This is a genomic window from Pseudoduganella sp. GW821-FHT11H04 (assembly GCF_058807935.1).
In genome coordinates this window covers 415,346-431,619 of record NZ_JBXARE010000004.1, presented here as the reverse complement: position 1 = coordinate 431,619, position 16,274 = coordinate 415,346, and the positions used below count along the sequence as shown (strand labels likewise).

Sequence of the window (16,274 nt, the reverse complement as noted above, 5' to 3'; positions counted from 1 at the left end):
CATGGTGTCTTCCGAGCGTTCGTCTTCGCCAATCATTTTCCAGAGAAACTTAAGCATTTCCGCCTCCGCGGCTTGGCGCCTACACCAGGTTCAGTGTAGGCCCTGAGGGCAGATTGGGGAAGGTGCGCGCAAGCGCGCTGGCATTCAGTTGCAGGTGGCGCTCAGCCACATGGGCCAGCACACGGCGGAAATCGGTAGTCACGGGCAAGTCCCGCCCTTCATTAAGCTGGCCGTCGGCCAAGCCTTTCCACTCGCCTGCCACCTTGCCGCCCTGGACTTTCCCGCCCAGCAGCCACATGGCGTTGCCGTGGCCATGATCGGTGCCGTGGTTGCCATTCTCGCGCGCCGTGCGGCCGAATTCCGACATCACCACGATCAGCGTATCGTCGAACAGCGGACCAAGGCGCTGCGCCAGCGTCGCCAGGCCCACGCCCAGCGGCTGAAGGCGGTTGGCCAGCTGGCCGGTGCCGGCCCCCTGGTTGGCATGGGTGTCCCAGCCGCCCAGCGCGATGAAGGCCAGCTGGATATTGGGCTTGTTGCGCATCAGCGTGGCCAGGCGGGCGGCATCATCTGGGAAGCCGTTAGGCAGCGGCGCGCCATTGTCTGCCGCCTGCATCTCCGCCATCATGCTGCCGCTGTTGGCGGCGGCCATGACTTCCTCGTGCGCCTGGCGGCCATCCAGGTAGACTTTGCCGAAGCGCTCATTGCCGGCATAGAGCGCATCGAAGGCTTTCGCAATCTGCGGCCGGTCCAGCGGTGTGGCGCGCGTACCAGCGGCGCCGTTGGCCAGGTTGGTGGCCGGCAGTGCGCCGGACAAGATGCGCGGCATGACGGGGCCGATACTGAGCGCGCGGGTTGGCGTTGCCTCGCCGGGCAAGGCGCCTAACAAGCGGTTCATCCAGCCGTCCTGCGTGCTCTTCACGCCCGGTGTGGCCGATTCCATATAGTCTTGCGCGTCAAAGTGGGAACGGCTGGCGTCAGGCGATCCGCTGGCGTGCACGAAGGCCAGTTTCTTCTGCTGCCACAGCGGCAGCAGCGGCGCCAGAGCAGGGTGCAGGCCGAAGTAGCCGTCCAGGTTCAGCGCACCATCCTCTGCGCCTGGTTTGGCGAGAGCGATATTGGGGCGCAGGCGGGCATATTCAGGGTCTGCCACCGGGGCTACCACGTTCATGCCGTCGACCGCGCCGCGCAGCATGACCACGATCAGCTTTTTGCTGGTGGGCGCTGTACTGCCCGGGGCCATCGTTGCGGCCCAGGCATGCGGACCAAGCGGCAGCATCAAGCCGGCGCTGGCGGCAAAGGCGTTCAGGAATTGGCGTCGTTGCATGATGATCGATCCTCAGAGTTGCATGCTCAGTGCTGCATAAAATCAGGACTGCCCAGCAGCATGCCAGCGCGCAGGCGCTCATTACTGTCAGCGACGATGGCGGCGGTGCGCTTCGATACCGATGCGCCCAGCGCGTCCTGCACTGCGGCGGCGTCAGCGCCATTGGAAATCGACAGCGCATAGCTGATGCGGCGGCTCAGGCCATCAGGATTAAGCCAGGCTGCTTCCGTGTTTTTGTAGCCGTCCGGCGTCTGGCAGCCGTACAGCGGCATGCCCAGGCGGGCCAGGATTCCCACCAGCGGCTTTACTTCCGTCACCGGCATGGCGGACGCGCGCGAAGCGGACACCACGAACTGGTAAGGTGTTTTGTATTTGGCGCCGGCATATTGCTGGTCCATGAATTCCGGGCTGGAGAACATGGTGCGCAGCACGGAACGGATATCGCCATTGCTGCTGATCCAGGCCTGCGCCATGCGCTCCACCAGCGCGGGCGGCGGCTGGTCGGCCACGAAGTACTGCGCCAGCTCGCGGCTGATGTTGCGGGCGGTAGAAGGATGCACGGCCAGCACGTCCAGCGCGTACTCCCCCTCATTCACGCCGCGCGCGGTGACCGGCTTGCCCAGCCAGGTCTTGGCGCCGTTATCGTGGCGGCGCGGATCGAAAACGAATTGGGCGCCGCGCCGTGGCGCATAAGTCCAGCCTGTCAGCATGCGCGCCAGCTCGGTCACGTCCTTCTGCGTGTAGCCACCGTCAACGCCCAGCGTATGCAGCTCCATCAGCTCGCGCGCATAGTTTTCATTCAGGCCGCCGGCCTTCGATACCCAGTTATCCAGGTAGAACAGCATGGCCGGGTGGTGCGCGGTGGCGCCCAGCATCTGGCGGAAGGAGCCAAAAACGTAGGGGCGGATCGCATCGCGCTCGTAGCTGGCCACCAGTACATGGTCCTGGCCCTTGCCGGCGAAGACGTTGAAGTGGTTGTACCAGAAGTCGACCATCACCTCCTCCAGCTGGCGCGGGCTTTCGATGGCACGCAGCAGGCGCGCTTCGGCGGCTTCGGACGCCATCTGTTTCACCAGTTCGCGCCGTTCGCCGTCCTTCTCCTGGCGCGCTTCCTGGAAGCGGGCCAGCGCATCGCCGGCGCTCAGGTGCAAGGTCTCCAGCTTGGCGAGCCGCTGGCTTAGCGCTACCGGTAGGGGCGGAGGATTCAACTGCTCCTCTATATAGGCCTGCACGCCCATTTGGCGCACCCGGTCGATATCGCCCGGCCGCGGCCCGTAAGCCGCGCGGTTCAGCACATGCACGGCGGCTTGCTCGCTCGCCAGCGGCGCGGCCCACACGGCGGCTTGCGGCAGCGCCAGCGCGGCGACCAGCAAGGGGGCAAATGCGTATCGTCGCATGATGTCGTCCCAATACAATGTTTTACGGTCTTTTCTTTATACGCTAGCGCCCGAATCCAAGGCAAAGAATCCTTTGTATCAGGATGTTAATTGTTTGATTTGTATGCTTTAATTCATGTTGCGCAAAAAGAAAGGACGGCATGAAGAGATATCAGGTCCCGCTAACCATGGTGGCCGTGCTGGCGCTCAGCGCCTGCGGCTTGACCGGGCCGGCGACGAAGGTCGCGGCGGACGAGCCGCAGCAGTGGCAGGCGCCTTTGCCGCATAACGGCAGCACCGGCGAACTGGCCAACTGGTGGCAAAGCCAGTCCGACCCGCTGCTGGTCCAGTTGATCGAAGCCGCGCAGGCCGCCAGTCCAACCATTGCCGGCGCCCAGGCGCGCCTTGCCGCTGCAAGCGCCGAGCGCACCGCCGCCGGCGCCGCGCTCGCCCCCTCCTTGACCGGCGTGCTGACTTCCACCCGCATGAGCCAGCAGTCCGCCAGCGCTCCGATGAATACCACCACCCAGTTGCTGGCCCAGGCCCAGTGGGAGATCGATTTGTTCGGCGGCGGCCGCGCACGCCGCAACGCCGCCATCGCCCGCCAGGAAGGCGCACAGGCAGGCTGGCACGAAGCGCGCGTCACCGTGGCTGCGGAAACGGCAAACCAGTATTACAGCTTGCGCGCTTGCGAAAAGCTGCTGGCGGTTGCACGCATGGATGCTGCATCGCGCGCACATACCTCGCGCCTGACCGACATCACGACCAAGGCCGGCTTCCAGTCGCCATCCGCCAACGCCCTGGCACGCGCCAGCGCCGCCGACGGCAACAACCGCGCCGTGGCGCAGCGCGCGGCATGCGACAGCGAATTGAAAGTGCTGGTAGCGCTGACAGCCATCCCGGAACCGGATTTGCGCGCACGCCTGTCCAGCAGCGCTGCCAACGCAGTGCTGTCGCCCGCCGCCGGCATCGCCATCGAATCCGTGCCGGCGCAGGTGCTGGCTCAGCGTCCGGACGTCTTCAACGCCGGCCAGGAAGTGGCAGCCGCCAGCTACGACGTCGCCAGTGCGCGCGCGCAGCGCTGGCCGCAACTTGGCCTGAGCGGCTCGGTGGGACGCGGCCGCCTGCATGCGGAAGGCCAGGATATCACCGCCAACGTGTGGACCCTGGGTCCGCTGCAAATGACCTTGCCGATCATCGACTGGGGCGTACGCCGCGCCAATGTGGAGGCATCGCACGCCCGCTACGACGCCGCCGTCTCAAGCTACAAGGCCAGCGTGCGCCAGGCGGTATCCGAAGTCGAACAAGCCTTGGTGGCCCTGCAAAGCACCCAGGAACGGGCGGACGACGCGCAGACCGCGCTGGATGGCTACCGCACCTTCTTCACCGCCACCGAAGAGCGCTACAAGAATGGCCTGGCCAGCCTGCTCGAACTGGAAGACGCCCGCCGCACCCGGCTGGCCGCAGAAATCACAGTCGTGAACCTGCAGCGCGAACGCAGCGCCGCCTGGATCGCCCTGTACCGTGCAGCAGGCGGCGGCTGGACCGCGCCCGCCGCACCCTAAGACCGGAAAGTATTTATGAAACCACTGCACCGCACTCCATCCGCCATCGCCGCGATGACCGTCGCCACCGCCCTCGCCGCGTTTGCGCAAGCGCCTTACGCCATGGCCGAGGACAAGAAGGCCGTCGCCAAGCCATCGCTGACCGTCAGCACTGTCAAGCCGGAGAAAACCAGCCTGCCGATCCGCCTGACCGCCAACGGCAACGTGTCCGCCTGGCAGGAAGCCATCATCAGCAGCGAATCGAACGGCCTGCGACTGTCGGACGTCAAAGTCAACGTAGGCGACGTCGTCAACAAGGGCGAAGTGCTGGCCGTGTTCGCACCGGAAACGCCGCAGGCCGAGGTGGCGCAAGCCAAAGCCGCGCTGATGGAAGCGCAAGCCGCAGCTGCCGAAGCCAAAGCCAACGCCGACCGCGCGCGCTCGATTGAAAGCACCGGCGCCCTGAGCGCCCAGCAAATCAGCCAGTACACCACGGCCGAAGCCACCGGACATGCGCGCGCCGCTTCCGCCAAGGCGATGCTGGCTGCGGCAGAACTGCGCCTGCGCTACACCAAGGTCGTGGCGCCGGACGGCGGCGTCATCTCGGCCCGCAGCGCCACTGTCGGCGCGGTGGCAGGTCCCGGCACCGAATTGTTCCGCATGATCCGCCAGGGCCGCCTGGAATGGCGTGCCGAAGTCACGGCCACCGACCTGCGCAACATCAAGATCGGCACCAATGCAGTCATCAAAGCAGCCAATGGCAGCGAACTGACGGGCAAGGTGCGCATGGTGGCGCCGACCATCGATCCGCAAACCCGCTCCGCCCTGGTCTACGTCGACCTGCCAGCAAACAACGGCAAGCAGGCGCCGTTCAAGGCCGGCATGTTCGCGACCGGCCAGTTCGAACTGGGTTCGTCGGATGCATTGACAGTGCCGCAGCAGGCCGTCACCGTGCGCGATGGTTTCAGCTATGTGTTCCGGCTGAACCAGGACCTGCGTGTCAGCCAGGTCAAGGTGCAGGTCGGCCGCCGCATCGGCGAACGCATCGAAGTGCTGCAAGGCCTGGCGCCGGACGCGCTGCTCGTGGCGGCTGGTGCGGGCTTCCTGAACGACGGCGACCTGGTACGCAATGCCGGCGCGCCAACGCAGGCTTCCACGGCTATCAAGCCGGCCCGCTAAGGAGGCGCGATGAATTTCTCAGCCCTCTCGATCAAGCATCCGGTTCCGGCCATCATGCTGTTCATCCTGCTGTCGCTGGCAGGGTGGATGGCATACCGCGCCAACCCGGTGCAGGACTTCCCGGACATTGAACTGCCGATCGTCACCGTCTCCGCCTCCCTGCCCGGCGCCGCGCCGGCCCAGCTGGAAACGGAAGTGGCGCGCAAGATCGAGGATTCGGTAGCCACGCTGCAAGGCGTGAAGAATATCTACGCCAATGTGCTGGACGGCACCGCCACCATCACCGTTGAATTCATCCTCGAAAAAAACCTGTCCGACGCCGTCAACGAAGTGCGCGATGCGGTGACCCAGGTGCGGGCCGACATGCCGGGTGAAATGCGCGACCCGGTGGTGAGCAAGGTTTCCACCGCCGGCCGCGTGATCCTGACCTTTGTCGTCACGCCGAAGGAAGGCACGAAAATCGACGACGCGGACCTGAGCTGGTATGTGGACAATTCTGTCGCCAAGAAGCTGCTGTCGGTCGGCGGCGTGGGCGCCGTCAAACGGGTTGGCGGCGTGAACCGCGAAATCCGCGTCGAACTCGACGACGAGCGCATGGCGGCGCTGCGCGTATCCGCGCTGGACGTGTCGCGCATGCTGCGCCAGGTGCAAAAGGAAGCGCCGGGCGGCCGCGGCGACATCAGCGGCGCCGAGCAATCGGTGCGCACCATCGCTACCGTGCGCAGCGCGCAGGAATTGTCGCAGATGGATATTCCGCTGGGCGACGGCCGCCACATCCGCCTCGAGCAGGTGGCCACGGTGAGCGATACCATCGCCGAGCCGCGCGCTGTGGCAACCGAGGACGGCAAGAAAGTCGTGGGCTTCGAAATCTTCCGCACCAAGGGCGCCAGCGAAACCCAGGTTGCGACGGACGCCCGCGCCGCCGTGGAAGAATTGCGCAAGGCGCATCCGACCATCGCCATCACGGAATCGATCGACAATGCTTCGCCGGTTGCTGAAAACTTCTCGGGCTCGATGGAGCTGCTGTACGAAGGCGCCTTCCTGGCGGTGCTGGTGGTCTGGTGGTTCCTGCGCGACTGGCGCGCCACGCTGGTTGCCGCATCGGCCCTGCCGCTGTCCGTGCTGCCGGCCTTCCTCGGCATGTACTGGATGGGCTTCACGCTGAACACCGTGACCCTGCTGTCGCTGGCCCTGGTGGTGGGCGTGCTGGTGGACGACGCCATCGTGGAAATCGAAAACATCGAGCGCCACCTGCACATGGGCAAGACGCCGATGCAGGCCGCCATGGAAGCGGCCGACGAAATCGGCATGGCGGTCATTGCCACGACCTTCGCCCTGGTGGCCGTGTTCCTGCCGACCGCCTTCATGGGCGGCATTCCCGGCAAATTCTTCAAACAGTTCGGCTGGGCGGCCGTGCTGGCGGTGCTGGCATCGCTGGTGGTGGCGCGTTTGCTGACGCCGATGATGGCGGCCCACCTGCTGAAGCCAACCAGCAAGCCGCAGGAGCCGGACGGCTGGATCATGCAGCGCTATATGAAGACCATGCGCTGGTGCTTGAGCAACCGCTGGAAGACTGCTATCGGCGCCTCGGTGTTCTTCGTCTGCTCCATTATGCTGGTGTTCTTGCTGCCGACCGGCTTCGTGCCGCCGGCCGACCGCAACCAGACCATGGTGAACCTCGAGCTGCCGCCCGGCTCCACGCTGGCCGAAACCCGAGAGGTCGCAGAGAGCGCCCGCCTGGCGATCATGGAAGTGAAGCCGGTGACCCATGTTTTCAGCTCCATCGGCGGCGGTTCGGCCGGCGATGCCTTCGCGCCCGGCGCCGCAGCAGAAGCGCGCCGCGCCGTGTTGACCATCACAACGAAGCATCGCAATGACCGCAAGGAGAAGATGGCGGACATCGACAATATGATCCGTGAGAAGCTATCCGCCCTGCCCGGCGCGCGCTTCACCGTCGGTCCGCCAGATACCGGCGTCAAGATGCAGCTGGTGCTGCGCTCGGAAGACCCGGTGGCGCTGATCGAATCGGCGCGCAAGGTGGAGCGCGAGCTGCGTACGCTGCACGGCATCGGCAACGTGACTTCCAGCGCCTCGCTGGTGCGGCCTGAAATCATCGTGCGTCCCGACTTTGCCAAAGCCGCCGATTTGGGCGTGACCGCCAACGCCATCGGCGAAACGGTGCGCGTGGCGACCGCCGGCGATTACGATTTCGAGCTGACCAAAATGAACCTGGCCGAACGCCAGGTGCCGATCCGCGTCAAGCTGCCCGACAGCGTGCGCGCCGACCTCGATGCCATCGGCCGCCTGACTGTCCCGGGCCGCAACGGCCCTGTGATGCTGGCCAACGTCGCCTCCATCACGATGGAATCCGGCCCGGCGCAGATCGACCGCCTGAACCGCAGCCGCAACGTGACGCTGGACGTGGAGCTGGGCAGCCGCACCCTGGGTGAGCTGGACGAGGAAGCGCGCCAACTGCCGTCCATGAAAAACCTGCCGCCATCGGTGACCAGGGCGGAACTGGGCGACACCCAGGAGATGCAGAACCTCTTCGTGAGCTTCATGATCGCCATGCTGATCGGCGTGCTGTGCATCTACGGCGTGCTGGTGCTGCTGTTCCATGACTTCCTGCAGCCGCTGACCATCCTGGCCGCACTGCCGCTGTCGATCGGAGGCGCCTTCGTTGCGCTACTGGTGACGCAAAAGGCGTTGTCGATGCCGTCCATGATCGGCCTGATCATGCTGATGGGGATCGTGACCAAGAACTCCATCCTGCTGGTCGATTACGCCATCCTGGCGCGCGCCGAAGGCATGAGCCGCTTCGATGCCCTCGTCGACGCCTGCCACAAGCGCAGCCGCCCGATCCTGATGACCACCATCGCCATGGGCGTAGGCATGCTGCCGCTGGCCCTGGGCTTTGGCGCCGATCCGAGCTTCCGGTCGCCGATGGCGACTGCAGTGATCGGCGGCCTGATTACATCCACCCTGCTGTCGCTGCTGGTGGTGCCCGCCGTCTTCACCATCATCGACGATGGCGAACACCTGATGAAACGTATCGTGCACAAGCTGCGCAGGCCGCATAAACATGCGCAGGCGCCGGTTACCGAATAAGGAGGCTGCCATGAAAGTACGCGTTGTCGAAATCGAGCCCGCCCGTGTCGCCTTCCTGCGCCACACCGGTCCCTTTGGGCCTGCGCTGGGCGAATTCTGGCGCAACGTCGTCGCGCCGTGGATGCAGGAAAACGGCCTGACGGGGCGCGTGACTTACGGCGTGGCGATGGACGATCCCAGCACCACGCCGCCGGAAAAGTGCCGCTACGACGCTTGCGTGGAAATCGGGCACGACGATCCGGCGCCGCCGCCCGCCGCCCTGGCGACCATCCCCGGCGGCCGTTACGCCGTGGTGGACTACTTTGGCGCACCGTCGGGCATCGGCGAGGCATGGTATGCCTTCTACGCGCAGGCCCTGCCTGCTGCCGGCTTAGAAGACCGCCCAGGCGCTTGCTTCGAGCGCTATGCTGCTGACTTTCGCGCCGATCCGGAGACAGGCGCCTTTGCCTGCGAACTTTTCATTCCCGTCGACTAGGAAGGCAAACCATGAGCGCCCAGCCAGGCCATGACAACGACCACCTGCGCTTTCATCGCGAACATGAGCACCTGAGCAAAACCTTCGGTGCCGACACCTTCGGGCTGAAGGCCGAGGCCTTTGCGCGCTTCTTCGGCACGCCCTTGTTCCTTGGCGCGCAAACGGTGATTGTCGCAGCCTGGATCTGCGCCAATATCTGGGGCCTCACGCATTTCGATCCCTACCCTTTCATCCTGCTGAACCTTGCCTTCAGCTTGCAGGCGGCTTATGCGGCGCCCCTGATCCTGCTGGCGCAAACGCGCCAGGCGGAACGCGATAAGGCCCATAACGATGCCGATGCCCGCCACCGCGAAGCGTTGGCACAGCAGGCGACCCGTCACACGGCACAGATGATGGAGTTATTGCGCCAAAATACTGAGCTGACGGAAACCACCAAGCAGCTGGTCGAACGCATCGACAAACTCACAGCGGAAGTGCACGGACACTTGCTGCCCACGCAGCGGCCCTAATCCGGCTGCCAGCCGCCGCCAAGTGCGCGGTACAAGTCCACGCTGGCTCCCAGCCAGCGGCTGCGCAATTGCAGGCGCGTTACATCGGCGTTGAACAGGGTGCGCTGCGCATCCAGCTCCTCCAGGTAGGATGCATAGCCGTTGCGGTAGCGGTTGCGCGCAATGCGCAGCGTCTCTGCCGCTGTGGCGCGGCGCGCATCGTTCTTTTCAGCTTGCTCGCGCAGGCGCTGTAAGGCCGTCAGGCTGTTCTCCACTTCCACCAGTGCATTTCGCACCGTCTGTTCGTAGGCCAGCATCGCCTGGTCGCGCTGCGCGGCAGCGACATCGGTTTGCGCTTGCACTCGGCCGCCGTCCCACAGCGGCGCCGCCAGCACGGCGCCCACGCGCCACAGGTAAGTGGGGTCGTGCAGGAATTTGCTGAAATCGGTGGACTGGATGCCGCCGGTTGCGGTCAGGCGGAACGATGGCAGCAACTGCTCGCTGGTCGCCTGCACGCCAGCCTTGGCAGCCGCCAGGTTATGCGCGGCTCTGACAATGTCGGGGCGACGCTGCAGCACGGTCGATGGCAGGCCGACGGGAATGACAGGCGGCGACAGCTCGTCGAGGGTCTTGCCGCGCGCAATGGGGCCGGGGCTGGCGCCAGCCAGCAGGGACAGCGCGTTTTCCTGGTCGTTGATCTGCCGCTGGAGCTGGGGAATCTGCTCGGCGGCCGCTTCATACTCGGCCTGCGCCTGCAGCCATTCCAGGCGCGAGGTGTAGCCGGATTCAAACTGCTGCTGCGCCAGGCGGCGCGACTGCTCGCGCAAGTCCAGCGTGGCGCGCGCCAGTTCCAAGGCCGCATCCAGGCCACGCAATTGCAGGTAGCCGTTGGCCGCCAGAGCAGCCACCGACAACTGCGCCGCGCCGGCACTCGCACGCTCGGCGGCCAGCGATTGAGCGGCCGCTTCGCTGGAGTGGGCCAGGCGGCCCCACAGGTCGACTTCATAGGCGGCCTGGAATTCTCCCGCGAACAAGTTGGTTGTGTAGGGAACGCCGTTATAGGCCAGCGTACGCGTACGCACCGGCGTGAGCGTAGCGCCCAGCGTCGGCGCGCGGTTCGCATCCGCAGCCGCCAAGCGCGCGCGGAACTCCGCCACCCGCAGCTGCGCCAGGCGCACGTCCGTGTTGTGCAACAAGACCCGCGCCACCAGGTCCGAAAGTGCCGGATCGCCATACGCATCCCACCACTTCTGCTCCGGCTGAGCCCGTGTCACACCTTGGTGCCTGACCCCATGGTGTGACACGGGCTCAGCCGGTGAGGGCTCGACACTGCGCCAGCCTTCAGGCACGACGAGCTGGGAAGCGGGCGGAGGCGAAATGCGGGCGGCGCAGCCGGCCAACACCAAACTCGCAGCCAGCACGCACGCTGCGCTGCGCTTCATGGCCGCGCTCCGGCGGACTTCTCGTTCAGCACCGGCGAGGTGTCGATGCTGACGATCACCGACATGCCGGGCCGCAGGCGCGATGCCAGCTTCTGGCCTTGGTCGATTCGGATCCGAACTGGTATGCGCTGCGAGATCTTGACGAAATTCCCGGTGGCGTTGTCAGCCGGCAGCACGGCGAACTCCGAGCCGGTGGCTGGCGAAATGCGCTCAACTTGCCCGGTCAGCACCGCCCCATCCAGCGCATCAACCTTGAAGGTAGCGCCCTGCCCCACCTGCACCGCATTCATTTGCGTTTCCTTAAGGTTGGCGATCACCCACATATCGCGCGGCACCAGTCCCATAAGCTGCGCGCCGGATGCCACGTAAGCGCCGCGCCGCACGTTCACCTGTCCCAACTGGCCGTCAGCAGGAGCAACGATGTGCGTGTTATCCAGGTCCACGCTGGCCGCTTTCAGCGCCGCCTCCGCGTTCGCCACCGCAGCCTCCAGTGCACCGCGATTGACCGTGACAGCCTGCGCCTGCTGGCGCGCGATATCGACGTTGGCCCTGGCCTGCGCTACCGCCGCCATTGCCTGTGCGCGCGCCGCGCGTTGGGCATCCTGCTCGCGCACCGAGAGCGAACCGTCGCCCACCAATTGCTCGGCGCGGCCATAATCAGCCGTGGCGCGCGCCGCCTGCGCCTGCGCGTTCGACAAAACCGCTTCCTGCAGGGCGATGCCCGCCTTGGCGCTATTGCGCGATTGCTCCCAGTTCGCCAACGCCGCTTTCTGCGCCGCCAGCTGCGCCTGCGCCTGTTCGAAGCGCTGCCGATAAATGCGCGAATCCAGCTCCACCAGCAAGTCGCCTTTATGCACGAACTGGAAGTCCTGAACCTTCACGTCCGCCACATAGGCGGGCAACTGGGAGCCGACCACCGTCACCTGTCCACGCACGGTTGCATTTTCAGTCGACACTATTGGGCTAGTAAAAGGCGGTAATCGCCATGCATACAGCACAACCAGCACGCCGATCAGGGCGATCAAGGCGAAACCAATACCGGACAGCCACTGCGCCCGCCGATCCGGCGCAGGTGGCGCGGGTGGAGTTGCCGGTGCGGGCGTCTCGCTTGCTGATGGTGGTGTGCTCATTGGGCCCCCGAGTTGGAAAGTGAAACCTGCGCCATCCCAGTCTGCGCGTTCTGCGCCGGTGCTGCCGGACGGGTCGCCGTGCACACCTGCCAGGCATAGTGCACCACCATCCATGCCAGGGTGCCGCAGGCGACGAAGAAAATCATCAGGAAGACATCGTTATAAGCCAGGATATTGGCCTCCCGCGTCGCTGTCCCGCTCAGCGACGGCAAGCCTTGCGCCTGCACACGCGCCGCCACCAGCGGGTCTTGCAGCGTGAGATGCTCCACCAGCTGGCTTGAATGGAATTTTTCGCGCAGCACCTGGAAGGTGCCAACCAGGGCCGAGCCAAGCAGGCTGCCCAGGTTCTGCGTCATGGAGAACATCAGCGAAAAGCTGATCAGGTTGCAGGGCTGCGCGATCACCGCGCCGAAGCCGGAGACGAAAATCGGCCCCAGGAAAAAAGTACCACTGAACGCAAGCAGGAACTGGCTGAAATACATCTGCTCCGGGCGCGTCAGGCTGGTGGCCTGCGAATCGATCCACGCTCCCACCGCCATCAGCGCCAGCGCGAACATCAGCATAGGCTGTATGCGCTGCGGCGTAATCACAATGGCGCTGGTCAGGATGCCCAGCGTGGCGCCGGTCAGCGCCACCAGCCACAGGGTTTGCATCTGGTCGTTATTCAAGCCGATCGCCTGCAGGAAGCCGACCGCACCGCCGGCCTCCGACTGCACCACGCGGATCAGGAGCACCGAGATGGCCAGCCTCACCATGCTGGCCGTCGTAAGCCAGCGTGTATTGAGCAGGGGCTTGCGCCGGTTATGTTCAATCGCCACCGCCGCCGTGAACAGCACAATAAAGGCCACCAGCGCCCAGCCGATCCAGCGCGTCTCGAACCACCACACCGTGCGGCCCAGCGCCAGCACCGCGCACAGGAAGGCAACGCCGGGCGCGAACAGTGCGAACGTCAGGAAATCCATTTTCTCGAAGGCCTTGACGCGGTCGCCGGGCGGCAACTTAAGCAGCAGCACGCAGCCAAAGGACAGCAGGGCCATGCCAAGTTCGAAGGAATAGAGGCCGCGCCATTCGGCAATCGAAAGCAATTCGGAAGAGAATATACGTGCCAGCGGCAGCGTCAATTGCGAGAAGCCGACGCCCAGCACCACGCCTTTCAGCCGGTGCTGGGCGGGAAAAGCCTGCAGCACGTAGTACAGGCCCAGCACCGTCAGCGCGGCGCCGCTGATGCCGTGCGCCGCACGTACCGCGATGGCCGACGCCAGGCCGTGCACGAACAAGTGGCCCACTGTGACCAGCGCGTACAGCATGAGGAACAGTTCCGTGAACAGGCGCAGGCCGAACTGCTGGCGGAACTTCACCAGCAACAGGTTCATGGAGACATTGCCCATGACATAGGCGGCTGGCAGCCATTGGATTTCGGCCTGGGTCACACCGAGCGAACCTTGGGCGTAGACCAGGTTCACGGTCACCAGCGCATTGCCCAGGCCACCGGTCAGTGCAACCAGCAGGCCGACCAGCAGGAAGGCGATGCGCTTGGGCGTGGAGTGTAATGGTGTAGACGGAGAGCCCGGCAAGAGCGGGCGCTCATGAGGAAGCCATTGTTGGGGGGCGTACTCATCCATTCGGATAGTGTACACCCGCCAACCATGGCGGTATCAATGCTTGCGTGCCCCCAGCAGTTTGGAGACGGCGTAGCCAGCGGCCAGCGCAACGAGCAGGGATTTTCCTGGGCTCTGGCGCACGAAGTTGCGGCCGGATTCGGAGAAGCGTTTATAGGCCGCATTCAACTGGTCGCCTTTGGCGCCTACCTGGTCGGTGATGCTGCTGATGTTGTCGGCCACTTTGTCGACGGTGCTGTGCACGCCGGCGCGCAAGTCCTTGGCGGTTTCACTTTTGGTGATGTTGTTGTCCATGATCGGGTTCCTCATCGCTTGGGTTGGGTGGAAAGGTCACGATACGGCTGCACGCCTGCATCTACCGTGCGCCAGCTAACGATGCGCGGACGCTATCTCTGGCAAGCTTGGTTTGTGATTCCTATCGATCCTGTTACTGGTGCCAGCGTGGTCAACCCGGCGATCACCGTTGACCGTAGCGCGCCAACCACTCCCATCTCCCCGGCTGCCGCCGCTGCGCCGTCGGTGTCCTCGCTTGGCCTGTTCTTATCCAACCTGGTGCTGGCGCAGCGCAGCCTGCGCGAGCTTGCAGCCAGCGGCGGCGACGCGGCGGCATTTGCTGCGACTGCCCGGCAAGCGATGGAGAACATGAATGCCAACGCGCCTGCCTCGTTGGCTGGCGTGCTGGTGGCGCAACAGGCGGCGTTGAAGCAGGCCGGGATCGATGTTTCCGGCGGCGGTGGCTTGTCCGCCGATGAGGGGACGCTGAATGCTGCCTTCAATGCGGCGCCACAGCGCGCGGTCGCGTCGCTCGGCCAAGCACTCGGCGAGGTCGCGGATGCGGCAGCCGCTCTTCAGCCGGATGCCGGGGCGCAAACTGCCGCGCTGGAGCCTGGCATTGCCCCCTCCCCCAACGTGGCGGACCAGACGGCCCAGCGGCGGATCGCCGCCGAGCAGTTGGACACGGCGCGTCAAGCCGCCAACCAGGCCTTGGCGGAAAATGCATTACAAGACACGCAGCAACAACGCCTCGCCGAAGCGCAGGCTGCCGCAGTGCGGCAACTCGAAAGCATGCGGGAGGAAGACCTTGCGGCGCTGGCCCTGGCCGACCGCTTCGATGCCGCTCGCCGGGCAGCCCAGCAGCAGACCGAAACCAAGCAGCTCGGCTTGACCCGCGCCGAACGCGCCGCCGCCGACCGCCTCGACACCGCTCGCCGCCTCGTCGCCGAACAATCGGAAACCGCCCAAACCGAAGAGCTAGTCACCGCCCGGCTCAACCTCGCCCGCCAGCAAGCCGCCAGCGAATCCGCCGCCGCAGGAGTACCGGGAACCGCTCAATCCAACGCCGCCCCGGCCGGCGCCGCCGCCACGGCAACAACGCAGGCAAATCCCGGCACGGCGTCGACGACCGCAGGAACAGCGGCTGCGGCGGGCGAAGCCGGCCCCGGCACATCTGCGAGCAGCACGGCAGCCACGACAGCTGCCGCAACTGAAGCCCGAGCGACACAAGCCGCGACAGACGCCGCACAAGCACGACAAGCCGCCGTCACCGCCACGGCAGCTGAAGCTCGCCGAACCGCCGATGCCGCCGAACTCGCCCGGGCAGTCGCGTCGACCCAAGCGCTCTCCCTGCAAGACCGCCTCACAGCCGAGCGTCTCGAAGACGCCCGCAATATCACGAGCGACATTGCGGCAGAGCAATTGGAAGCAAGGCTGGAAGCGCGCCGACAAGTACTACGCGAAGCCCAAACCGCTGCCCAAGCCGCCGCCACCTTGACGCAAAACGCGGCAATCGCCCCACCCGGTGCGCCTCTTAACCCGGCTACCGCCAGTCCCCCCGCAGCGCCCACAGGCGCGGTTACCCAGGGCAACACGGCAATACGACCGCCTGAGGCAGCCATCAGCGCGGCAGGCCCCCAGGTCAGCGGTGCAACGGCAACCGGCATCGCACCAGGGCCAGCCCCCGGCCCCGCCGCCGGGACGCCAGCATCGGGCACTGCGGCGGCCACAACAGCCGCCGCGCAAGCAGCCAGCGATGCCGCCGCCCGCGCTAACCAGGCCACCGAAGCAGCCCGCCGCGCCGACGCACCCGGATCCGCGCAAGCCCAGCGCCTGCAGGCGACCGATCCCGCCATCGCCGCCGCTGTCGCGGCCTACCGCACCGGAGACATCGCTGCCGCCTCGGGCCGCACCGCAACGCCAGCGCCAGCAATCGAACCGGTTCCAGCCCCAGTGGCCGTGCCGGCGACCACCCCGGTCGCTCCGGTCCAATCCCGCCCTGTCCAGCGCACTGCCACCGAAACAGCCCCCGGGCAAAATACAGGCGCCGGCACACGTGAGCAAACCGGTCCCCACGCCCAGGCCCAAGCGGGAGACCGCCGTACGCCTGGCGGGCAAGCGCCAGCCAGCGAGCAAGCCGGCGGACCGGGGCCAGCAGCCGGCCGTCCCGGCAGGCGCATCGACAACAGGGCCTGACCCGCCCTTTCTCCGCTATGCAGCTTTAGCAGCGAGTTCGGCATAATGCGCCCGGCATGATGCACTGCGGCTTGCTGCGCCGCGCGGATTGTGGATAATCACGCAATCGAAAACATC

General features: G+C 65.6%; 12 protein-coding genes. 6 read left to right on the top strand and 6 right to left on the bottom strand.

Translation table 11 applies throughout. From position 1 onward, the window contains the following. Positions 1–79: 79 nt before the first annotated feature. On the bottom strand, positions 80–1,327 hold the full coding sequence (locus tag AC1RTP_RS12205; protein ID WP_498607824.1) for a DUF1501 domain-containing protein: 1,248 nt from the start codon (positions 1,325–1,327) through the stop codon (positions 80–82). 26 nt (positions 1,328–1,353) lie between these two features. After that, positions 1,354–2,724 (bottom strand): DUF1800 domain-containing protein, encoded by a 1,371-nt coding sequence (locus AC1RTP_RS12200; protein ID WP_498607822.1) that lies wholly within the window; start codon positions 2,722–2,724, stop codon positions 1,354–1,356. 140 nt (positions 2,725–2,864) lie between these two features. Here AC1RTP_RS12200 and AC1RTP_RS12195 point away from each other — a divergent pair, with 140 nt between their 5' ends. Genes AC1RTP_RS12195 through AC1RTP_RS12175 form a run of 5 tightly spaced genes read left to right on the top strand, consistent with a single transcriptional unit; the run spans position 2,865 to position 9,518 of the window. Beyond that, the gene (locus AC1RTP_RS12195) at positions 2,865–4,268 is read left to right on the top strand and encodes an efflux transporter outer membrane subunit (protein WP_498607821.1); all 1,404 of its coding nucleotides are present in this window, start codon (positions 2,865–2,867) and stop codon (positions 4,266–4,268) included. 15 nt (positions 4,269–4,283) lie between these two features. Then, positions 4,284–5,426, top strand: a complete 1,143-nt coding sequence (locus AC1RTP_RS12190) for an efflux RND transporter periplasmic adaptor subunit (protein WP_498607819.1) — start codon at positions 4,284–4,286, stop codon at positions 5,424–5,426. Positions 5,427–5,435: 9 nt separating this feature from the next. After that, entirely contained in the window at positions 5,436–8,534 is a 3,099-nt protein-coding gene (locus AC1RTP_RS12185; RefSeq protein ID WP_498607817.1) for an efflux RND transporter permease subunit, read from the top strand. A gap of 10 nt (positions 8,535–8,544) precedes the next feature. Beyond that, positions 8,545–9,009, top strand: a complete 465-nt coding sequence (locus AC1RTP_RS12180) for an AraC family transcriptional regulator (RefSeq protein ID WP_498607815.1) — start codon at positions 8,545–8,547, stop codon at positions 9,007–9,009. Positions 9,010–9,020: 11 nt separating this feature from the next. Then, the gene (locus tag AC1RTP_RS12175; protein ID WP_498607814.1) at positions 9,021–9,518 is read left to right on the top strand and encodes a DUF1003 domain-containing protein; all 498 of its coding nucleotides are present in this window, start codon (positions 9,021–9,023) and stop codon (positions 9,516–9,518) included. Here the strand turns inward: AC1RTP_RS12175 and AC1RTP_RS12170 are convergent. The 4 genes from AC1RTP_RS12170 to AC1RTP_RS12155 form a co-directional block, all read right to left on the bottom strand. Continuing rightward, entirely contained in the window at positions 9,515–10,939 is a 1,425-nt protein-coding gene (locus AC1RTP_RS12170; protein ID WP_498607812.1) for an efflux transporter outer membrane subunit, read from the bottom strand. The two genes, AC1RTP_RS12175 and AC1RTP_RS12170, sit on opposite strands and share 4 nt — an antisense overlap. After that, positions 10,936–12,069: an HlyD family secretion protein gene (locus AC1RTP_RS12165; RefSeq protein ID WP_498607811.1), complete on the bottom strand. Its 1,134-nt coding sequence runs from the start codon at positions 12,067–12,069 to the stop codon at positions 10,936–10,938. The genes AC1RTP_RS12170 and AC1RTP_RS12165 overlap by 4 nt, the downstream gene beginning before the upstream one ends. Next, complete coding sequence (locus AC1RTP_RS12160; protein WP_498607809.1) at positions 12,066–13,643, bottom strand: MFS transporter; 1,578 nt, start codon at positions 13,641–13,643, stop codon at positions 12,066–12,068. Before AC1RTP_RS12160 ends, AC1RTP_RS12165 begins: the two co-directional genes overlap by 4 nt. Positions 13,644–13,724: 81 nt before the next feature. Further along, on the bottom strand, positions 13,725–13,982 hold the full coding sequence (locus AC1RTP_RS12155) for a hypothetical protein (RefSeq protein ID WP_498607808.1): 258 nt from the start codon (positions 13,980–13,982) through the stop codon (positions 13,725–13,727). A 66-nt stretch (positions 13,983–14,048) separates the two neighbouring features. Here AC1RTP_RS12155 and AC1RTP_RS12150 point away from each other — a divergent pair, with 66 nt between their 5' ends. Further along, on the top strand, positions 14,049–16,157 hold the full coding sequence (locus AC1RTP_RS12150) for a hypothetical protein (RefSeq protein WP_498607806.1): 2,109 nt from the start codon (positions 14,049–14,051) through the stop codon (positions 16,155–16,157). Positions 16,158–16,274: the final 117 nt, after the last annotated feature.

Bases quoted from the DNA above. Each gene is read 5' to 3' on its own strand.
- AC1RTP_RS12205 (WP_498607824.1), bottom strand. From the start codon at position 1,327: ATGCAACGACGCCAATTCCTGAACGCCTTTGCCGCCAGCGCCGGCTTG.
- AC1RTP_RS12200 (WP_498607822.1), bottom strand. From the start codon at position 2,724: ATGCGACGATACGCATTTGCCCCCTTGCTGGTCGCCGCGCTGGCGCTG.
- AC1RTP_RS12195 (WP_498607821.1), top strand. From the start codon at position 2,865: ATGAAGAGATATCAGGTCCCGCTAACCATGGTGGCCGTGCTGGCGCTC.
- AC1RTP_RS12190 (WP_498607819.1), top strand. From the start codon at position 4,284: ATGAAACCACTGCACCGCACTCCATCCGCCATCGCCGCGATGACCGTC.
- AC1RTP_RS12185 (WP_498607817.1), top strand. From the start codon at position 5,436: ATGAATTTCTCAGCCCTCTCGATCAAGCATCCGGTTCCGGCCATCATG.
- AC1RTP_RS12180 (WP_498607815.1), top strand. From the start codon at position 8,545: ATGAAAGTACGCGTTGTCGAAATCGAGCCCGCCCGTGTCGCCTTCCTG.
- AC1RTP_RS12175 (WP_498607814.1), top strand. From the start codon at position 9,021: ATGAGCGCCCAGCCAGGCCATGACAACGACCACCTGCGCTTTCATCGC.
- AC1RTP_RS12170 (WP_498607812.1), bottom strand. From the start codon at position 10,939: ATGAAGCGCAGCGCAGCGTGCGTGCTGGCTGCGAGTTTGGTGTTGGCC.
- AC1RTP_RS12165 (WP_498607811.1), bottom strand. From the start codon at position 12,069: ATGAGCACACCACCATCAGCAAGCGAGACGCCCGCACCGGCAACTCCA.
- AC1RTP_RS12155 (WP_498607808.1), bottom strand. From the start codon at position 13,982: ATGGACAACAACATCACCAAAAGTGAAACCGCCAAGGACTTGCGCGCC.